This is a genomic window from Rhodococcus sp. OK519, assembly GCF_003051005.1.
GTDB lineage: Bacteria > Actinomycetota > Actinomycetes > Mycobacteriales > Mycobacteriaceae > Prescottella.
In genome coordinates this window covers 143,183-162,374 of the sequence record NZ_QAOW01000007.1, presented here as the reverse complement: position 1 = coordinate 162,374, position 19,192 = coordinate 143,183, and the positions used below count along the sequence as shown (strand labels likewise).

Here is a 19,192-nt window from a genome sequence, read left to right as displayed (position 1 = left end):
GACAAGGCATGAGTAATCGCACGTTCGTCATCGGCGTGGGCATGACCAAGTTCGAGAAGATCGAGTCCCGTGACTGGGAGTACCCGGACATGGTGTCCGAGGCCGTGGGCACCGCCCTCGCCGACGCCGGCATCTCGTACGACCAGGTGCAGCGCGCTGCGGTCGGGTACGTCTTCCAGCCGTCGGCCGCCGGCCAGCGCGCGCTGTACGAGACGGGCCTGACCGGCATCCCGATCATCAACGTCAACAACAACTGCGCCACCGGCTCGTCGGCGCTCATGATGGCGCGCGAGTGGGTGCAGGGCGGCATCGTCGACGTCGCCCTCGCCGTCGGCTTCGAGAAGATGACCAAGAACGCGCTCACCGGTTCCGGTGAGATGCCGAAGGTCACCACGCTCGACGACCACCTGAAGGTCATGACTGCCAAGCACGAGTGGGGCCGCGGTCCCATGACGGCACAGCTGTTCGGCAACGCCGCGCTCGAGCACATGGAGCGCTACGGCACCACCGCCGAGCAGATCGCGTCCGTCGCGGTCAAGAACCACAAGCATTCGGTCAACAACCCGTACGCGCAGTTCCGTGACGAGTACACGCTGGCGCAGGTGTTGGACGACAAGATGATCCATGCGCCGCTCACGCGTTCGCAGTGCTCACCCACGTCCGACGGCGCGGGCGCCGCGGTCGTCGTCAGCGAGCGTTTCGTGCGCGAGCACGGCCTCGAGGACCAGGCGATCGAGATCGTCGCGCAGGCCCTCACGACCGACACCGCGGAAGCGTTCGCCGACAGGTCGATGATCGACGTCGTCGGTGCGCCCATGACGAAGGCCGCAGCCGCGCAGGTGTTCGCCGAGTCGGGCCTCACGGTCGACGACGTCGACGTCATCGAGTTGCACGACTGCTTCGCGATCAACGAGATCATCACCTACGAGGGCCTGGGCCTGTGTGAGCCGGGCGAGGGCGGCAAGCTCGTCGAGTCCGGCGGCACCACCTACGGCGGCAAGTGGGTCGTCAACCCGTCCGGCGGCCTCATCTCGAAGGGTCATCCACTCGGCGCCACCGGCCTGGCGCAGTGCGCCGAGCTGACCTGGCAGCTGCGCGGCAAGGCCGACGCCCGTCAGGTCGACGGCGCCCGTGTGGGTCTGCAGCACAACCTCGGTCTCGGTGGCGCGTGTGTCGTCACGCTGTACCAGGCCGGGACCATCTCCAAGGAGTCGTAATGCCCATCGATGTGAACACCGCGCTGTCGGCCGAACCGACTGTGCGTGAAGCCAACTGGACCGAGCGCGACGTCCTGCTGTACCACCTGGGCCTCGGCGCGGGTGTGAACTCGCTCGACCCCGCAGAGCTCGGCTGGGTGTACGAGAAGGGCCTGCGGGTCCTGCCGACGTTCGCGATGGTCGCGGGCCAGGGTGTCTCTGCCGGCACGTTGAAGCCGGCCGGGATGAACATGCCCGGCATCGACATCGACCTGCGCAAGATCCTGCACGGCGGCCAGTCGCTGACGCTGCACGCGCCGATCCCGACCACCGGTTCCGCGCGGATCTCCTCGCGCGTCGCCGACGTGTGGGACAAGGGCAAGGCCGCGGTCATCGTGCTCGAGCAGTCCGCGACGGACCAGGGCGGAAACCCGTTGTGGACCACGGGCATGCAGATCTGGGCACGCGGTGAAGGTGGCTTCGGCGGCGACGCCGGACCGGAGGTCACCAGTTCGGTGCCCGAGCGCGAGGCCGACAAGGTCCTCGTCTCGCCGACCAGCACGCAGCAGGCACTCGTCTACCGGCTCAGCGCCGACATGAACCCGCTGCACGCCGATCCGGCGTTCGCGAAGATGGCCGGCTTCGACCGTCCGATCCTGCACGGGCTCGCGTCGTACGGCGTCGTCTGCAAGGCCGTCGTCGACGGCGTGCTCGGCGGCGATCCCGCACGCGTGCAGAACTTCTCGGTCCGTTTCGCAGGCTCGATCTACCCGGGCGAGACCATCGAGACGTCCGTCTGGCAGGACGGAGACCAGCTCACCCTGCTCGCGACGTGCCCCGAGCGCGACGGCCAGCCGGTACTGACTCACGCCACCATGGAGGTTCGCTCGTGAAGACCGGGGACCACCCCACCACGCACACCCATCCGCACGGGACCGTGCTGACGTCGGCGCCGCAGGATGCGCCGGTCGATCGCGCGACCGCCGCGGCGCGACGCGTGATCGACGCGATGCTGCGCACCGATCGCGACAACGCGAATCTCGACCGCGTCGCGGAGGAGTTGAACAGCATCGCCGATCATCTCGAGGAGCACGCTCCCGAGGTCGCCGAGCGCATGATCGACATGTGGAGCGGTGAGGGCGTCACCCGGCACGACCCCATCACCGGACCGGAGAACGCAATCGCGCCGCCACTCGTCCTCCGGGGCCTCGGAGACGGTTCGGTGCAGGGCGTCGTCACGCTGAATCTGCCGTACCAGGGCCCTCCCGGGTGCGTGCACGGCGGCGTCTCGGCGCTGCTCCTCGATCACGTGCTCGGTGTCGCGAACGCGTGGGGCGGCCAGGCCGGCATGACCGCGCAGCTCAACGTGCGATACCGCCGTCCGACGCCGCTGTTCGAAGAGCTGACCATCACCGGCAAGCAGGAATCGGTGGAGGGCCGCAAGATTCACACCGTCGGCGACATCAAGAACGCCGCCGGTGAGGTGTGCGTGTCGGTGGAGGGACTGTTCATCGACGCATCGGTGCCGCGCCCGCGGTAACTGTCTGCTCGAGCTGAAGGGTCCCTTCGTGCGCTGTCGGCGCGTGAAGGGGCCCTTCAGCTCTTCCAGGGACTTCGAAGGGAGAGGTGATCCACTGTGGGAAAGCTCGACGAGAGGGTTGCGATCGTCACCGGTGCCGGAATGGGTATCGGTCGGGGTATCGCGGGCGCGTTCGCGCGTGAGGGCGCAAACGTGCTGGTGGCCGAGATCGATCCGGCCGCCGGGGAATCGACCGCGCAATGGCTGCGCGACGAGTGGGGCGTCAAGGCGGAGTTCCTGCAGACCGACATCACCGACAAGGACCAGGTGCACGCCATGGTCGACGGCGCCGTCGCGCAGTTCGGCCGCCTCGACATCCTCGTGAACAACGCCTGGCGCAGTTCGGGATTTGCGCGGTTCGAGAACATGACCGACGACCAGTTGCGCGGCGGTTTCGACATGGCCGTGATGGCCGCGTTCTGGGCGATGCAGCGCGCCCTGCCCGAACTGGAGAAGCGCGGCACCGGTCGGGTGATCAACCTGTGCTCGCTCAACGGCGTGAACGCGCACATGTACTCGGTGCATTACAACGCCGCCAAGGAGGCGCTGCGCACGCTCACCCGCACCGCTGCCCGCGAATGGGCGCCGAAGCAGGTGTGCTGCAACGTGATCTGCCCGGGCGCCCAGAGCGAGGCGTACAAGCGGGTCGCGGAGGCCAACCCGCAGATGGCGGCGTCGATGGCGTCGGCCAATCCGATGGGTCGCATCGGTGATCCGCTCGACGACATCGGTCCGGTCGCAACGTTCCTGGCGAGCGACGACTCACGGTACGTCACCGGGAACACGCTGTTCGTCGACGGCGGCGGGCACATCAACGGTGTCCAGTGGGCGCCGCAGGTGGACTGACCTCCGGTCAGGCGCTGGGGGAGTCGACGATGCTGCCGTAGGAGCTGCCGAAGCTGCCGGTGTCGGAGCTGCCGAGGCTGCCGGCACTGCCGGTGTCGGAGCTGCCCAGGCTTCCGCCGGACGAGCTGCCGAGGCTGCCGAAGCCGAGCTGGTCGAGGAACGACGTCACCACGTCCGGGAGGCTGAAACTCAGGCTGCCGGCCACGCTGCTCGGCTCGTAGGCTTCCGGCGCGGCGGCCGCCGTGCCGGGCGCGTAGGCCATCACCGCTGCGGTCCCCGCCGCCACCACCGCAGCCGCGAGCGCAGCTCGTACGCGACGGCCCATCGAGTCAGACGCCATGTCGGGCTTCCTTTCGTTTGTTCGGACGAATGAAACACGACGGATCGCCCGGTCGGGGCGGGATCGGCCGGATTCACCCCGGCGTTCACGTCGGAGCCGGTCGGCGGGTGCCGCCTCTGCGGTGCCCAGCCGACCGGGTCGATCTTCCGTAGGGTCGGCTGGGATGACGTACGAACCGACTGCAATCGAACTGTCCGACAGTGCGCGAACGTGGTTGATCGAGCGGCCCATCCAGATCGCGGTCTATATCGTGATCGCGCTCGTCCTGCGTTTCGTGCTGAACCGCATCGTCGACCGTGCCACTCGGGAGAGACCCGGTGGCGAGCCCGGGCTGCTGCGACCGCTCCGGGACCGACTGCCGGCCGGCACCCGGGACTCGGTGGCCGCCCAGCGGCGAGCGCAGCGCGCCCGCACCATCGGGTCGGTGCTCAAGTCCGGGATCTCGATCGTGACGCTGACGTGGTGCGTGCTGCAGGTCCTCACGGTGTTCAGCGTCAACGTTGCACCGCTGGTCGCGTCCGCCGGCGTGGTGGGCGTAGCTCTCGGCTTCGGCGCACAGAACCTGGTGCGCGACTTCCTCACCGGCATGTTCATGTTGCTCGAGGACCAGTACGGGGTGGGCGACATCATCGACGTCGGCGAGGCGTCCGGCACCGTCGAGACGGTGGGATTGCGCGTCACCACGATCCGGGACCTGAACGGCACGCTGTGGTACTGCCGCAACGGTGAGATCGCCCGGGTCGGCAACATGAGTCAGGGCCATGCCGTCGCGGTGATCGACCTCCCGATCGCGCACAGCGCGGCCGTGCCCCGGGCCACCCAGATCGCACTCACCGCGGCCATCGAGGCCACCGAGGAGGAAGTGATCGCCGACGCGGTCCTCGAACGACCGCAGATGCTCGGCGTCAACGGCGTGACAGCCGAGGCTGTGATGCTTCGGCTGACCGTGCGGGTCAAGCCGGGGCAGCAGTGGGCGGTGCAGCGGTACATCACGCAGGCTGTGCTCACCGCGTTCGACGAGCACGACATCGGCGCCCCGCTCGCGATGCTGTCCGCGATGCGCAGCGGGGCCCAGGGCTGAGCCTGTCCGAAACATCCAATCGCCGGTCGCCGGGGGGCGGCTAGCGTGGCCACCATGATTCCTCAGCTGAACGCAATCGGATTGGTGACGACGGATCTCGCAGCGTCGCTAAGTTTCTACCGTCTCCTCGGCCTCGACATCCCTGCCGACATCGAGTCCCAGCCGCACGTCGAGGTCGTCGCCGGCGGGGTGCGTCTGATGTGGGACACCGTCGAGGTCGTGGAGTCGTTCGGTGGCCCGTACACCCCGCCTACCGGCGACGCGCGTGTGTCGCTCGCATTCGAGTGCAGCAGTCCCGCCGAGGTGGACGAGGTGTGGGCGCGTCTCGCCGAGGCCGGACACGCCGAGGTCGAGCCGTTCGACGCCCCGTGGGGGCAGCGCTACGCGACGATCGCGGACCCCGACGGCAACGGGGTGGATCTCTTCGCGGCTCTGCCGTCCTGACGCAGTTCCCCGAACGGACGTCCCGTGATGCGACGGGACTCGCGGATGAGATGGCCCTGGTCCACGTAGCCGCACTGGGCCGCCACGGCGGCGGACGACATCCCGCGCTCGGCCAGGCCGCGGGCGCGCGCGAGGCGCAGGATGCCGGCCAGGGCCTTGGGTCCGTAGCCGAAGCTGCGGTTGCCGAGGCGGTGCAGCGCGCGCGCCGAGAGTCCGGTGGCCTCGGCGACGGCGGCCACCGACATTCCCGTCCCGAGCAGGTGGGCGGCCACCGTCACGGCCGGGTCCGGCTGCCCGGACTCCGCCAGACGCCCCGCCGCGAAGGACTCGAACGCCGCGGCGGCGTCGGCCGGGTCCAACCCGGTGAGGGCCGTGCCGCCCGACCTGCCGACAATGTCGTCGAGCGGCACCCGCGCGTTGCGCAGGTGCGCGGCCGGGACGCCCAGGATGTGGGGGAGCAGACCGGGTGGGAAGCGCACCCCCACGCCGGGCTCGGACGACGCGGTGACCGTGAACGGCTCGGTGTCGGGCCCCGCGACCAGGACCGTGCCGCCGCGCCACACGAGATCCATGCAGCCGTCGGGCAGCACGGTGCCGTCCGACGAACGGACGGTGCGCCAGACGGTCGCACCGGGAATCACGTGTGACGGGTGCTCGGTGTACACGGCCCCAGTAGAGCACGCAGTGCCGACAGGTCCAGCCCAGCCTGCTTGTCGAGCAGTTAGGCGATCGCCTCGTCCATGCCTACCGTCGTCATCGCGCTGCCTCCTGCGTGGTTCCGGCTGTGGACTTCAGTCCTACCGCCCACTCGATCAGCTGCGGAACCTCTTCTCCCGCTGCACAGAAAGTTGCGGGCCGGAACACGGCGACGGTCGCGCCGGCGGCATGCCAGGCCTGGGTCTTCTCTGCGGTGGCGTCGAGGTCGACGGTGCCGTCGTCGCGGCGCTCGGGGCCCACCGATACCTGCACGATGGCCGAGTGAGGGTCGCGGCCGTGTGCCTCGAAGGTGTTGTGCAGCAGTGCGACGCTGTCCGAGAAGGTCTGCATGTCAGCGGGATTGGCCGTCCAGCCGTCGGCGATGCGGGCGATCCGATCGAAATTGCGCTGGCTGGGGCCGAACCCGAAGATCACCGGCACCCGGGTCTGCACCGGGAAGGGGCGAGCGTGGAAATCCTCGAACGAGAATTCGCGGCCCTGGAAGGTGGCCGGCGCCTGGGTCCACAGCTCGCGGCACGCGCGGACGGTGTCCTCCATGCGGCCGAAGCGGGCGTCGAACGGCATGTTGGTGGCCGTGTACTCGGCCTCCTGCCAGCCGACACCCATGCCGATCGCGGCCCGGCCCTCGGACAGTCGGTCGAGGGTGGCGATCTGCTTGGCCAGCAGTACCGGCGGTCGCACCGTTGCGATCAGCACCGACACGTTGAGTAGTGCGCGCTCGGTGACGGCGGCGACCGACGACAGCAGCGACAGCGGTTCGTACCAGTCATGTTCGATCGGGAACGGGAAGCCATGGGTACGAACGCGTTCCGCGTGCGCGTCCGCGTTGAAACCGATGTGATCCCCGGTGGTGATCATATCGATCCCCGCGCGGTCCGCGGCCGCGGCGACATCGAGCACCGGGCGGATCCGTCCGGCATAGAGGTTTTCGGCTCCGAGGATGTTCAGACCGACCTGCATGGTGCTCCTGTTCTGCGGCTACGTGTGCGGCAGCTCGCTTGTCGTTGGCATCGCGCCGTACCCCCGCCGCAACTTCGTCGACCTCACCGACAGCGTGCGGGCTCCGGGCGTGGCCGACCCGATCTTCGACGTCACCGAGATGTGGTGCGAAGACCGGGCAGGGAGTTCGGACTTACGGGCGAGCAGCGCTACAGCTTTGAACATCGATTCTTCCTCATCAAGATCGATCGAAGGGGAAGATTCTCACAGAGTGCGCTGAGCGTGCTCGCTGAGATTTCCGACCAGGTCGATGCACGTGAGTCGCTGCGTGAACATCCACTCGCCGTCGCGGACTGCGAACGCGTCGAAGTAGCGTCCGGCCAGGATCGGCTGCAGAGGAAGCGCTTCCGTTGCCTGCAGCACCGTGAAGTACGACAGCGACGTGGCGGTGCGGCAGTCGTCGGCGATGTCGACGCGCAGATTGGTGACCACGTGCTTGGTCCGCGGACGCGGGGGCGTGCCGTGCATCCGGATGAATCCGCGGCACGCGTCCAGCACGCCGCTGGGGTCGGAGTCGCGCACCGGCCCCAGCGGCGTCCCGGCACCGTCGCACTGCCCGTACACCGCGTGCGCGAAGAGATCCGCGACCTCCTCCAGACGCGCCTCGTCGATGAGGTGCGTGTAGAGGTGTGAGAGGTCGCGGATCGCCTCGACGGCGCCCAGGCGTTCGACCGTGAAGGTCGTCATCGAACGTGGATCTCGCGGCGGTTCATCTTGCCGGTCGCGTTGCGCGGCAACAGGTCCGTCGTGATGCGCCACAGCGTCGGCACCTTGAAGTACGAGAGGCGCTCGGCTGCGAACTCCCGCAGTTCCTCCTCGGTGACCGTCTCGCCCGGCGTCACCACGACCACTGCCGACACCTCCTGACCCAGATCGGGGTGCGGGGTACCGACCACCGCGCACTCCTGTACCGCGGGGTGCTCGTCGATGGTCTGCTCGATCTCGGTGGGGTAGACGTTCTCGCCGCCGCGCAGGATCAGGTCCGAGCGACGTCCGGTCAGGCGCAGGCGGCCGTTCTCGACGATTCCGTAGTCGCCGGTGCGCAACCAGCGGTCAGGGGTGATCGAGCTCGCGGTCGCGTCGGCATCGTTCCAGTAGCCGAGCATGACGAACGGGCTGCGCACGCATACCTCGCCCTCCATGCCGTCGGGCAGCCATTCGCCGAACGGATCGCGGATCTCCATGCTCACCGTGATGATCGGCCGGCCCAGCGTGCCCGGGTACTCCTCGAGTTCCGCCGAGGTGGCCACGGCGATCGCGGTGCTGCACTCGGTGAGCCCGTAGCTGTCGACGAGGGCATTGCGGGCGAACGGCACCTGCTCGCGCAGACGGTCCTTGAACGCGATCGACGACGGTGCCGACGCCAGCGAGAACGACGTCAGAGACGACAGGTCGTACTTGCCGAGGTTGCCGTGCTCGAGCAGTCGGGAGGCCATCGTCGGGACGGCGCCCCAGTTGGTGACGCGCTCGCGCTCGATGAGACCGAGGATCCGATCGACGTCGAACGACCCCTGGTTCATGACCAGTGCGCCACCCATCGCCAGACGCGGGACCGCCAGGTTGTGGAGGCTCGCGATGTGGAACAGCGGCGAGGTGAGCAGGTCGCGCATATCGGTCGGCACGTCGGGATCGCTGGGCTTACCCGTGAATGCCGCCATGAGCGCGCCGTTGTAGCGGTGGTAGTCGACGACCGCGAGCAGGTTGCGGTGCGAGTGCAGCGCGCCCTTGGGGCGGCCGCTGGTCCCGGACGTGAAGAGGATGACGGACGGATCGTCCTCGTCGATCTCGACGGTGGGGCGCCCAGCGCCGGCGAACTCCGCGAACAGCGCGGGGAGATCCTCCTCCATCGTCAGCACCGCGATGCCGGTCGTATCGACGCCGGCGAGGGTGGCGCTGCGCTTGGCGTCGGCGATCACGACCTTGGGGGTGCTGTGCTGCAGGCCGTATTCGATCTCGCGCGGCACCCACCAGCCGTTGAGGCCGACGGTGATGGCACCGAGTGCCTGCGTCGCCCAGAAGGTGGTGACCCACTCGGGGGTGTTGGCTGCGAGGATCGCGACGCGGTCGCCCTTGTCCACGCCGTAGCGTTCCTTCAGCGCCGCTGCCAGGGCGTATGCGTCGGCAGCATGCTGGGCGAAGGACACGCGGCGGTCCTCGGTGACGAGGTAGTCGCGGTCGCCCCACTTGACGGACTGGGCAAGCAGATCGCCCACAGCCCGGTCCCGGTTCTTCATGACCGGCATACGCGTGCCGAGGACTTCTTCCTCGTTGATCTCGAACGGTCCGCCGGAGCCGGTGAGACGGGACATGACCTGATCCAGGTGCAGTTGCGGATCGGCGGGGGCTGTCATGAGTGACCTTTCTTCGATGTCACAGAGTCGTTCCTGTCACCATTTATCAGTGAACACCCAGCTAGCAGCCGTGGGATGAGGGATGTGACGGGTTTCTCACGGCAATTTGTCACGTCCCGAAGCCGCCATGGGGGGAGTTACCACTGAGCGAGACTGGCGGTGATCTGCGCGACACCCCACGGATACTTTCGCGAATGAGGCATGGCTGACCTGCCGACACGGCCGAAGGCCATCAGTACCGCGCCTACCGGCGCTGCGACAGGAGTGAATGAGTTGGAACGCACCACGATTGCCGAGATGCTGCTCGATCGCGTCGGGGACGAACACCTCGGTCTGCGCACCCGCGACCAGGACTGGACGTGGGATGAGGTCGTCCGCGAGAGTGCCGCGTGCGGCGATCTGGCCCGTTCCCTCCGGGCCGACGGCCCGTTCCACATCGGCGTGCTGCTCGAGAACGTGCCGGAGTTCCTGTTCTGGCTCGGCGGCGCCGCGTTGACCGGTGCGACGATCGTCGGCATCAACCCCACCCGCGGGGCCACCGAACTCGAAGCCGAGATCAAGTACGTCGACTGCCAGTTGATCGTCACCGACACCGCCGGCATGGAGAAGTTGAAGGGCCTCGATCTCGGTCTGACCGAGGACCGGTTCGTCCTCGTCGACGCCCCGGACTACCGCGAGCGGATCGCCGCCCACCGGGTCGAGCCCGCGATCGCCGACGGTATCGACGAGTTCAGCCTGTACCTGTTGCTGTTCACGTCGGGCACGACCGGAATGTCGAAGGGCGTCAAGTGCAGCCAGGGCCGTCTGTCGCGCCTCGCGTACGCGAACACCGCGAAGTACGGCCACAAGCGTGACGATGTCGACTACTGCCCGATGCCGCTGTTCCACGGCAACGCGCTCATGGCGCTGTGGGCTCCGGCGCTCGCGAACGGTGCGACGGTCTGCCTGCCCGAGGCCCGCAAGTTCTCGGCATCCGGCTTCCTTCCCGATGTGACGTTCTACGGCGCGACGTTCTTCACCTATGTCGGCAAGGCGCTGTCCTACCTGATGGCGACGCCCGAGCAGCCGAGCGACATCGACAACAAGCTCGAGCGTGGCTTCGGCACCGAGGCCTCGCCCGAGGACAAGGCCGAGTTCGTACGCCGGTTCGGCGCCGAGCTGTTCGAGGGCTACGGCTCGTCCGAGGGAGCGGGCTCGGTCAAGCTCGACCCGCAGGCGCCGTCCGCCGCCCTCGGGCGTCCCGCGCACGACGGCATCGCGATCGTGAACCCCGAGACGCGTGAGCAGTGTGCCCGCGCGATCCTCGACGAGCACGGCCGGGTGTTGAACCCGGACGAGGCGATCGGCGAGATGATCAACAAGGAGGGTGCGCGCGCGTTCGAGGGCTACTACAAGAACGACGCCGCCGACTCCGATCGCATCAAGCACGGCTGGTACTGGACCGGCGATCTCGGCTACATCGACGACGCCGGGTTCATCTACTTCGCCGGCCGCAAGGGCGACTGGATCCGGGTCGACGGGGAGAACACGTCGGCGCTGATGATCGAGCGCGTGCTGCGCCGCCACCCCGAGGTCATCGCGACCGGCGTGTACGCGATCCCGGACCCGCGCTCGGGCGACCAGGTGATGGCCGCGATCGAGGTCGAGTCGCTCGACAGCTTCGACGAGGTCAAGTTCGCCGAGTACCTGACCGGTCAGGCCGATCTCGGTAGCAAGGCGACGCCGCGGTTCGTGCGAGTGTCGACGAATCTGCCGATCACCGGATCGAACAAGGTCCTCAAGCGTGAGCTGCAGGCGGAGCTGTGGCGCACCGACGAGCCGGTCTACCGCTGGGAAGGCCGCGGCGAGCCCGTCTACAAGGCGATGACCGCCGATGACAAGGCCGCGCTCGAAGCCGAGTTCGTCGCGTCCGGCCGCCAGCGCTTCCTCGGCGTCTGACATGACGGTCCGCAAAGTCGCGCTCGTCACGGGATCGAGCCGCGGTATCGGTCGCGAGATCGCACTCGCATTCGCGCGCAAGGGTTTCGATGTCGCGATCACCGCGCGCACGGTTCGCGAGGGTGAGGGAGCCGTCACGCCCCGCACCCGCGCGGAAGGCGAGTCGTTGATCTCGGTGCCCGGCAGCCTCGAGACGACGGCCGCGGAGATCGAGGCGTGCGGCGCCCGCGCGCTGCCGATCCGGATGGATCTGCTCGACGCGGATTCCGTGGTCGGTGCGGCCGACGAGGTCCTGCGCGAGTGGGGCCGTGTCGATGTCCTCGTCAACAACGCCTACGCGCAGACGGCCGGTCACATGGAGCGCATCCTCGATCTGCGCATCGACGACGCCGACGTCATGGTGCGCGGCAACTATCTGCACCAGTTGGCGCTGATCCAGCGGGTGCTGCCGTCGATGATCGAGAACGGCGAGGGCGTCGTCGTCAACCTCGTCTCGGGGTCGGCCACCACCGATCCGCCGGCCGCGCCCGGTGAGGGCGGCTGGGGCGTCGCGTATTCCGCGTCGAAGGCTGCGTTCGGTCGTCTGGCGGGGGCCGTCAACGCCGAGTACCGCGGTAGCGGCATCCGGGCGTTCAATCTCAGCCCCGGCTTCGTCGTCACCGAGTCCGGCAAGGCGCGCGGCGGCACCGACAAGATCGAGGACGCCGGGTTCGATTCTGTGCCCGCTACGGTGCCGGCCGACGCCGCGGTCTGGCTGGCCACCGCGCCCGACACCGAGCGCTTCCTCGGAAGGGTGGTCTGGGCGCCCAAGCTGGTGAATGATCTCACTGGTTCCACCACGCCCTGACTCGGTGGCCCGGTTCCGCTCGAGTGCAGGTCGGGTAGTGATTCCCGCTGTGCGAGATGCGCGACCCGGCGATCCGGCGCTATCGCTAGCGTCCGGGACAAAGTAGGCAGGCAGTCACCGGGCTCGGTGACTGTCTGCGTTTGGTAAACGACGTCGTTCGGTATTAGAGGAGTAACGATGGATTTGAGGGAATCCCCCGAGCAGCTCGCGCTCCGCAAGGAGCTGCGGGCGTACTTCGCGGCCCTGTTGCCGGAGGAGAAGCGCCGTAAGGCCGGCGAGGAAGGCGTGGGCGGCCAGTACTTCCGCGAGGTCGTCAAGCTGCTCGGCCAGGACGGCTGGCTGGGCATCGGCTGGCCCAAGGAGTACGGCGGACAGGGTCGTTCGATCGAGGAGCAGTTCGTCTTCTTCGACGAGGTGCAGCGCGCCGGCCTGCCGTTCCCGTTCGTCACGGTCAACACCGTCGGCCCGACGCTGATGAAGTACGGCACCGAGGAGCAGAAGGAACGCTTCCTTCCCGGCATCCTCGCGGGCGACATCGTCTTCGCGATCGGCTACACCGAGCCCGAGGCCGGCACCGACCTCGCGTCGCTCAAGACCCGCGCCGTCCTCGACGGCGAGGAGTTCGTCGTCGACGGCAACAAGATCTTCACGTCCGGCGCCAACACCGCCGACTACGTGTGGCTCGCGTGCCGCACCGACCCCGAGGCCCCCAAGCACAAGGGCATCTCGATCCTGGTGGTTCCCACCGACGATCCCGGTTTCTCGTGGTCGCCGATCAACACCGTCGGTGGCCTCATGGTCACCTCGACGTACTACAGCGGCATTCGCGTCCCGCAGAAGGACGTCATCGGCGACGTCAACGGCGGCTGGCAGCTGATCGCCGCGCAGCTCAATCACGAGCGCATCGGTCTGGCCGCGATCGGCGGCCGAACCTACGGCCTGTGGCATCAGGTGCTGGACTGGGCCAAGGAGAACGGTGCCATCGAGATCCCGTGGGTGCAGCAGGAGTTCGCGCGCACACACGCGAAGCTCGAGGCGATGCGTCTGCTCAACTGGAAGATGACCGCGGCCGTCGCTGCGGACAAGCTGTCCGGTGCGGACGCCGGCGCCACGAAGGCGTACGGCACGGAGACTCACATCGACACCTACCGCACGCTGCTCGCGATCCTGGGCGCGGCCGGACGCATCCGTCCGGAGTCGCCGGGCGCGCTGCTGGCCGGTCAGATCGAGCAGATCTCCCGCCAGGGCATGGTCAACACGTTCGGCGGCGGCGTCAACGAGGTGCTGCGCGACATGGTCGGCACGATGGGCCTCGGCCTCGTGCGTGAGAAGAGGGTCAAGTGAGCGAATTCCTCACCAAGCTCCAGGCATTCGAGGGGCAGGTCCTGACTCCCACCACGTGGGGTCCGGACGAGGTCAACACCCCGATGATCCGGCACTGGGTCGAGACGATGGGCGACACCAGTCCCGTCTACCTCGATGACGAGGCCGCTCGGGCCACCGGTCGGGACGGCGCCGTCGCGCCCGCGCTCATGGCGCAGGTGTGGACGATGCGCACGTTCAACGACAAGATGGCGAACAACGATCCGTCGCAGGTGTGGACCGATCTCATCGCCACGCTCGACGACGAGGGCTTCACGTCCGTCGTCGCGACCGACTCGGATTTCGAGTTCTTCGTGGAACTGCGCCCCGGCGACCGGGTTTCGCTCACCGAGGTGATCGACAACATCTCCGAGGAGAAGAAGACGGGCCTCGGCGTCGGACATTTCGTCACGACGCTGAAGACCTACCGCCGCGGCGGTGACGACGAGGTAGTCGCGACGCAGCGCTGGCGCACCCTGCGGTTCAAGCCGAAGGCGAAGGCCGACGAGGCTCCCAAGCCCAAGGGCCTGCGCCCGCGTCCGGCGCTCAACGTCGACAACGCTTTCTGGTTCGAGGCCGCCAAGGAGCACCGCCTGGTGATCCAGCGCTGCACCAACTGTGGCGTGCTGCGGCACCCCACCGGTCCGATGTGTGGCGCGTGCCAGTCCCTCGACTGGGACACCGTCGACGCCTCGGGCCGCGGCGTCGTCTACAGCTTCGTCGTCAACCACCACCCGCAGATTCCCGGATTCGAGTACCCGCTCATCGTGGCGACGATCGAACTCGAAGAGGGCACCCGCCTGATCGCGAACATGACCGGCATCGCGCCGGCCGATGTCGAGATCGGCATGCCGGTGGAACTGGACTGGATCGACGCCGACCCGGATCTGACGCTGCCCGCGTTCCGTCCGGCCGCACGGGAGGACTCCTGATGGACTTCAACTTCAGCGAAGAGCAAGAGGCTATTCGCAACCTCGCCGACGAGGTCTTCACCAGCAAGGCCGACATCGACCGGGTCAAGCAGGTCGAGCAGAGCGACGAGCGCATCGACCGCGACCTGTGGCGCGAACTCGCGAACACGGGCCTGCTCGGCATCGCGCTGCCCGAGGATCTCGGCGGCGGCGGGCTGGGCCTGTCGGAACTGTACGTTCTGCTCGAGCAGCAGGGCCGCCACGTCGCGCCCGTGCCGATCTGGCAGTCGGCTCTCGCGGCTCTCGCGGTCGCCGAGTTCGGCACCGATGCCCAGCGCACCGCGCTGGTCCCGGGTGTCGCCGAGGGCAGCACCTTCCTGACGATCGGGATCGAGGAGTTCGGCCCGTACGTCGACGGTGAGCCGCAGACCACGGCCACCGAGAACGGTGGCCGGTGGACGCTGACCGGCGCCAAGGCGGCCGTCCCGATCACCCACGTCGCGGATCGCGCGATCGTCTCGGCGACCACGCCGAACGGTGCGGCGCTGTTCGTCGTCGACCTCGCCGGTGCGGGCGTCTCGGTGGAGCAGACGCACTCCACCAACTGGGAGATCTGCGGCAACGTCACGCTCGAGTCGGCTCCCGCCGAGCTGCTCGGTCCCGCCGACGGCACCACCGCGCAGTGGCTCGTCGACCGTGTCGAGCTGGCGCTCGCCGCGATCCAGCTCGGTGTCGGCGCCGGCGCCGTGGCGCAGGCCGTCACGTACCTCAACGGTCGTCACCAGTTCGGGCGTCCGCTCGCGACGTTCCAGGCCGTCAACCACCAGTTGGCCGATTGCTACATCGACCTCGAGGCGATGCGCGTGACCCTGTGGCAGGCCGCGTGGCTGCTCGCCGAGGGCCAGGAGACGGGCACGTCGGTGCTCGTCGCCAAGTGGTGGGCCACCGACGGCGGCCAGCGCGTGGTGCACCGCACCACGCACGTCCACGGCGGCATGGGCGTCGACACCGACTACCCGGTGCACCGCCACCTGCTGTGGGGCAAGCAGATCGGCGCCACTCTCGGTGGTTCCGCATCCGACCTGGCCCGTCTGGGCGCGCAGCTCGCCGCCGGTGTCGAGGTGGTCGCATGACCGCCACCGTCACCGTCACGGGCCGCAGCTACGACGAGATCACCGTCGGCGAGGTGCTGCCCGAGCTGGCCATCCCGCTGACCCGCACGCTGATCGTGTCGACCGCGATCGCGACGCGCGATTTCCAGGACGTGCACCACGATCCCGAGCTGGCGCGGGAGCGCGGCTCGAAGGACGTGTTCATGAACATCCTGACCAGTAACGGTCTGGCAGGACGGTTCGTGACGGACTGGGCAGGGCCGGTCGCGACGGTGCGCCGCGTGAAGATCCGCCTCGGTGCCCCGAACTACCCGGGCGACACCATGACGATGACCGGCGAGGTGGTCTCCAAGGAGAACGGCCTCGTCGAGGTGAAGGTCGTGGGCGCCAACAGCCTCGGCAACCACCTCGCCGGTTCGGTCACCGTCGCCTACCCCGCCGCCACCGAAGGGAAGGACGCCTGATGGCTGTCAGCCCGCTCTCGGGTGCCGCCGCGATCGTCGGCATCGGCGCCACCGAATTCTCGAAAAAGTCCGGCCGCTCCGAGCTGCAGCTCGCGTGCGAGGCCGTCACCGCGGCCCTCGAGGACGCGGGGATCGATCCGTCCGAGGTGGACGGTCTGACGACGTTCACGATGGAGACCAACGGCGAGATCCTCGTTGCCCGCAACTGCGGACTCGGGGAGCTCAAGTTCTTCTCCCGGATCGGCTACGGCGGCGGCGCGGCGTGCGCGTCGGTGCAGCAGGCGGCGATGGCCGTCGCGACCGGCATCGCCGACGTCGTGGTGGTCTACCGCGCGTTCAACGAGCGCTCCGGTATGCGCTTCGGTGCGGGTCAGCACGACCGCCCGATGGACTCCACCGCGGACCGTGCAGCCTACGCATGGCTGACCCCGCAGGGATTGGCGACTCCCGCCCAGTGGGTCGCGATGTTCGCTCGGCGGTACATGCACCAGTACGGTGCCACGAGTGAGGATTACGGTCGGGTCGCAGTCGTGGCGCGCAAGCATGCCGCGAACAACCCGAAGGCGTGGTTCTACGGCAAGCCGATCACGCTCGAGGACCACCAGAACTCCCGGTGGATCGCCGAGCCGCTGCACCTGCTCGACTGCTGCCAGGAGACCGACGGTGGACAGGCCCTCGTCATCGTCTCGGCCGAGCGCGCCAAGAGCCTGCGCCAGAAGCCCGCGATCATCAAGGGCGCTGCGCAGGGCAGTGGCAAGGACCAGCACATGATGGCGAGCTACTACCGCCCCGACATCACCGGCATCCCGGAGATGGGTCTGGTCGGCCGCCAGCTGTATGCGCAGGCCGGTCTGACGCCGGACGACATCGACGCCGCGATCCTCTACGACCACTTCACCCCTCTGGTGCTCCCGCAGCTCGAGGAACTCGGTTTCTGCCGTCCCGGCGAGGCCAAGGACTTCATCCGCGAGGGCAATCTGGAGATCGGTGGACGGCTGCCGAGCAACACGCACGGCGGCCAGGTCGGTGAGGCGTACCTGCACGGCGTCAACGGCATCGCCGAGGCGGTCCGGGTGCTGCGGGGTACGTCCACCAACCAGCCCGAGAACGTCGAGAACATGATGGTCACGGCGGGAACCGCGGTTCCCACGTCCGGCCTGATTCTCGGCGTCGCCTGACCGAATTACCTGGAAGGACCGAAGAATGACGGCAGTGGAGCAGAAGCCGGCCGGCGCGTGGCGTGGGGTCGACCTCGGCACCCGCACGGTGAGCTACGACGAGCGCGATGCGATCCTGTACGCGCTCGCCGTGGGTGCGAAGGCCACCGACCTGGACCTCGTGATGGAGGACCGGCTGCGGGTGCTGCCGACGTTCGCGCTGACGCTGGCCCAGTGGGCCCCCGACGAGCTGGGGCAGCGCGGTGCCTTCGACATGAAGACCGCGCTGCACGGTTCGCAGGAGCTGAAGGTGCTCGCGCCGCTGCCCCGCAGTGGTGAGGTCACGCTGAAGGCCAGCGTCGGCGAGGTCTGGGACAAGGGCGCCGCGGCGGTGTTCGAGGTCAAGGTCGAGTGCGAGTACTTCGTCGCGACCTGGTCCCTGTTCGCCCCGGGCGCAGGCGGATTCGGTGGCGAGCGTGGCCCGTCCAAGCCGCCGGCACCGGAGGGCGAGGCCAATGTGACGGCGCAGCTGGAGACCGCGTTCAACGTGGCCGCGCTGTACCGGCTGACGGGCGACCGCCATCACATCCACATCGATCCTGCGGCCGCTGCCGGCATCGGCCAGCCGCGTCCGATCATGCACGGCCTGTGCACGCTCGCCGCGTCGACGCTGCCGCTCGCCGCGGAACTCGGTGTGCATCCGGCGGATCTGACGGAGCTGCAGGGCCGCTTCGCCGCTCCCGTGTTCCCCGGTGACACCGCGGATCTGCGGGCGTGGGGCGACGCGTCGGGTCTGTCGTTCGAGCTGGTCCGCGAGGGCAAGCCGGCCATCTCCGGTGGCTACGCGGTCTTCGGCAAGTAGTCCCGCCAGCACTTCAGCTGCGGGAGCGTTCGACTTCGGTCACGCTCCCGCAGCTGTTTTCATTTCGGGCTCAGTTGCCCTGCGTCGCCATGTAGCGGGCCGGGTACTCGCCGCCGCCGTGCACGGCCAGATCGGCGCCGTTGACGTACGACGACAGGTCGCTGCCCAGGAACAGGCACGCCTTCGCGATGTCCGACGGAACCGCCATGCGCTCCATCGGCAGGGTGCGGGTGACCGCCGCGCCGCCGTCCTCGCCGTACACGGTGGCCGCCGCCTCGGTGCGGATCAGGCCGGTGGTGATGTGGTTGACGCGCACCTTCGGCGCCCACTCGAGGGCCAGTGCCTTGGTGAGGCCGAGGAGTCCGGCCTTGGCCGCGGTGTACGCCGCGGTGCCGGGCTGCGGCTGATGTGCCGAGACGCTGCCGATGTTGACGATGGCGCCGCCCGTCTCCTGTTCGCGCATGACGAGATTCGCGGCCTGCGCCATGTAGGCCGGGGCCAGCAGGTTCAGGGCGATGATCTTCTCGACGAAACGCGGCGACACCGTCGCGGCGTCGGCGTCGGGGGAGCCGCCGGCGTTGTTGACCAGCACGTCGAGGCGTCCGAAGCGATCGACGGCGTCCTGGATCAGGGCGGTAGCGTCGGCGGGGTCACGGACGTCCACGGCACGGAACGCAGCGGTGCGGCCGTCGACGGTGGGCAGGGCGTCGGGCTCGTTGCGGGCGCACACGAGCACGTCGGCGCCGGCCTGCAGGAAATGTTCGGCGATGACGTAGCCGATGCCCTTGGTGCCGCCGGTGACGATCACTGCGCGACCGCTGAAGTCGATCGGGTTGGGGTAGTTCACGCGAACTGCCTTTCTGTCGTGTCGCAGCGCCGCACGCCACGAGGATCCTTGGTGCTCAGAAGTTTTCGTCACCAATTTCGCGAAAACGCTGCGCTCAAGCAAATGCTTGGTCGAGAATAGTCGACTGGAGGTCTCTCAC

The 19,192-nt window shown here is 68.4% G+C and carries 20 protein-coding genes; 14 read left to right on the top strand and 6 right to left on the bottom strand.

The genetic code is table 11. From position 1 onward, the window contains the following. Window positions 1–8 precede the first annotated feature (8 nt). The 4 genes from C8K36_RS18200 to C8K36_RS18185 all read left to right on the top strand — a co-directional run bounded on the left by C8K36_RS18200 (window position 9) and on the right by C8K36_RS18185 (window position 3,621). Window positions 9–1,217, top strand: a complete 1,209-nt coding sequence (locus C8K36_RS18200) for a lipid-transfer protein (RefSeq protein ID WP_107985924.1) — start codon at window positions 9–11, stop codon at window positions 1,215–1,217. Then, on the top strand, window positions 1,217–2,089 hold the full coding sequence (locus tag C8K36_RS18195) for a MaoC/PaaZ C-terminal domain-containing protein (RefSeq protein ID WP_107985923.1): 873 nt from the start codon (window positions 1,217–1,219) through the stop codon (window positions 2,087–2,089). Before C8K36_RS18200 ends, C8K36_RS18195 begins: the two co-directional genes overlap by 1 nt. Beyond that, window positions 2,086–2,736 carry a PaaI family thioesterase gene (locus C8K36_RS18190; RefSeq protein WP_107985922.1) on the top strand — a complete coding sequence of 217 codons (651 nt, stop codon included), beginning with the start codon at window positions 2,086–2,088 and terminating at the stop codon, window positions 2,734–2,736. The genes C8K36_RS18195 and C8K36_RS18190 overlap by 4 nt, the downstream gene beginning before the upstream one ends. A gap of 96 nt (window positions 2,737–2,832) precedes the next feature. Continuing rightward, window positions 2,833–3,621: an SDR family NAD(P)-dependent oxidoreductase gene (locus C8K36_RS18185; RefSeq protein ID WP_107985921.1), complete on the top strand. Its 789-nt coding sequence runs from the start codon at window positions 2,833–2,835 to the stop codon at window positions 3,619–3,621. Window positions 3,622–3,628: 7 nt separating this feature from the next. Here the strand turns inward: C8K36_RS18185 and C8K36_RS24875 are convergent, their stop codons facing one another. Then, window positions 3,629–3,961 carry a hypothetical protein gene (locus C8K36_RS24875; protein ID WP_181319625.1) on the bottom strand — a complete coding sequence of 111 codons (333 nt, stop codon included), beginning with the start codon at window positions 3,959–3,961 and terminating at the stop codon, window positions 3,629–3,631. A gap of 163 nt (window positions 3,962–4,124) precedes the next feature. Here C8K36_RS24875 and C8K36_RS18175 point away from each other — a divergent pair, with 163 nt between their 5' ends. Both C8K36_RS18175 and C8K36_RS18170 read left to right on the top strand, forming a co-directional pair. Continuing rightward, complete coding sequence (locus C8K36_RS18175) at window positions 4,125–5,042, top strand: mechanosensitive ion channel family protein (protein ID WP_107985920.1); 918 nt, start codon at window positions 4,125–4,127, stop codon at window positions 5,040–5,042. Between the two features lie 54 nt (window positions 5,043–5,096). Next, complete coding sequence (locus C8K36_RS18170) at window positions 5,097–5,486, top strand: VOC family protein (RefSeq protein ID WP_107986053.1); 390 nt, start codon at window positions 5,097–5,099, stop codon at window positions 5,484–5,486. Here C8K36_RS18170 and C8K36_RS18165 read toward each other — a convergent pair. The 4 genes from C8K36_RS18165 to C8K36_RS18145 form a co-directional block, all read right to left on the bottom strand. Continuing rightward, window positions 5,423–6,151 carry a helix-turn-helix domain-containing protein gene (locus C8K36_RS18165; protein ID WP_107985919.1) on the bottom strand — a complete coding sequence of 243 codons (729 nt, stop codon included), beginning with the start codon at window positions 6,149–6,151 and terminating at the stop codon, window positions 5,423–5,425. The two genes, C8K36_RS18170 and C8K36_RS18165, sit on opposite strands and share 64 nt — an antisense overlap. A gap of 88 nt (window positions 6,152–6,239) precedes the next feature. Then, entirely contained in the window at window positions 6,240–7,163 is a 924-nt protein-coding gene (locus C8K36_RS18160) for a TIGR03619 family F420-dependent LLM class oxidoreductase (RefSeq protein WP_107985918.1), read from the bottom strand. Window positions 7,164–7,406: 243 nt separating this feature from the next. Beyond that, window positions 7,407–7,889 (bottom strand): nuclear transport factor 2 family protein, encoded by a 483-nt coding sequence (locus C8K36_RS18150; RefSeq protein ID WP_107985916.1) that lies wholly within the window; start codon window positions 7,887–7,889, stop codon window positions 7,407–7,409. Then, a complete protein-coding gene (locus tag C8K36_RS18145) occupies window positions 7,886–9,553 on the bottom strand; it encodes a class I adenylate-forming enzyme family protein (protein ID WP_107985915.1) in 1,668 nt (555 codons plus the stop codon). The genes C8K36_RS18150 and C8K36_RS18145 overlap by 4 nt, the downstream gene beginning before the upstream one ends. A 297-nt stretch (window positions 9,554–9,850) precedes the next feature. Here C8K36_RS18145 and C8K36_RS18140 point away from each other — a divergent pair, with 297 nt between their 5' ends. From C8K36_RS18140 to C8K36_RS18105, 8 genes are all read left to right on the top strand, one after another. Continuing rightward, entirely contained in the window at window positions 9,851–11,491 is a 1,641-nt protein-coding gene (locus C8K36_RS18140; protein ID WP_219910024.1) for an AMP-binding protein, read from the top strand. Between the two features lies 1 nt (window position 11,492). Continuing rightward, window positions 11,493–12,338, top strand: coding sequence for an SDR family oxidoreductase (locus C8K36_RS18135; RefSeq protein WP_107985914.1), 846 nt, complete (start codon window positions 11,493–11,495; stop codon window positions 12,336–12,338). Between the two features lie 177 nt (window positions 12,339–12,515). Then, window positions 12,516–13,682, top strand: a complete 1,167-nt coding sequence (locus C8K36_RS18130) for an acyl-CoA dehydrogenase family protein (protein WP_107985913.1) — start codon at window positions 12,516–12,518, stop codon at window positions 13,680–13,682. After that, the gene (locus C8K36_RS18125) at window positions 13,679–14,632 is read left to right on the top strand and encodes a bifunctional MaoC family dehydratase N-terminal/OB-fold nucleic acid binding domain-containing protein (RefSeq protein WP_107985912.1); all 954 of its coding nucleotides are present in this window, start codon (window positions 13,679–13,681) and stop codon (window positions 14,630–14,632) included. The genes C8K36_RS18130 and C8K36_RS18125 overlap by 4 nt, the downstream gene beginning before the upstream one ends. Continuing rightward, the gene (locus tag C8K36_RS18120) at window positions 14,632–15,744 is read left to right on the top strand and encodes an acyl-CoA dehydrogenase family protein (protein WP_107985911.1); all 1,113 of its coding nucleotides are present in this window, start codon (window positions 14,632–14,634) and stop codon (window positions 15,742–15,744) included. Before C8K36_RS18125 ends, C8K36_RS18120 begins: the two co-directional genes overlap by 1 nt. After that, the gene (locus C8K36_RS18115; protein ID WP_107985910.1) at window positions 15,741–16,187 is read left to right on the top strand and encodes a MaoC family dehydratase; all 447 of its coding nucleotides are present in this window, start codon (window positions 15,741–15,743) and stop codon (window positions 16,185–16,187) included. Before C8K36_RS18120 ends, C8K36_RS18115 begins: the two co-directional genes overlap by 4 nt. Then, window positions 16,187–17,365, top strand: coding sequence for a lipid-transfer protein (locus C8K36_RS18110; RefSeq protein ID WP_107985909.1), 1,179 nt, complete (start codon window positions 16,187–16,189; stop codon window positions 17,363–17,365). The genes C8K36_RS18115 and C8K36_RS18110 overlap by 1 nt, the downstream gene beginning before the upstream one ends. A 25-nt stretch (window positions 17,366–17,390) precedes the next feature. Further along, window positions 17,391–18,206: a MaoC/PaaZ C-terminal domain-containing protein gene (locus tag C8K36_RS18105; RefSeq protein WP_107985908.1), complete on the top strand. Its 816-nt coding sequence runs from the start codon at window positions 17,391–17,393 to the stop codon at window positions 18,204–18,206. A 70-nt stretch (window positions 18,207–18,276) separates the two neighbouring features. Here C8K36_RS18105 and C8K36_RS18100 read toward each other — a convergent pair whose 3' ends face one another. Beyond that, window positions 18,277–19,053, bottom strand: a complete 777-nt coding sequence (locus C8K36_RS18100; protein ID WP_107985907.1) for an SDR family oxidoreductase — start codon at window positions 19,051–19,053, stop codon at window positions 18,277–18,279. Window positions 19,054–19,192 lie beyond the last annotated feature (139 nt).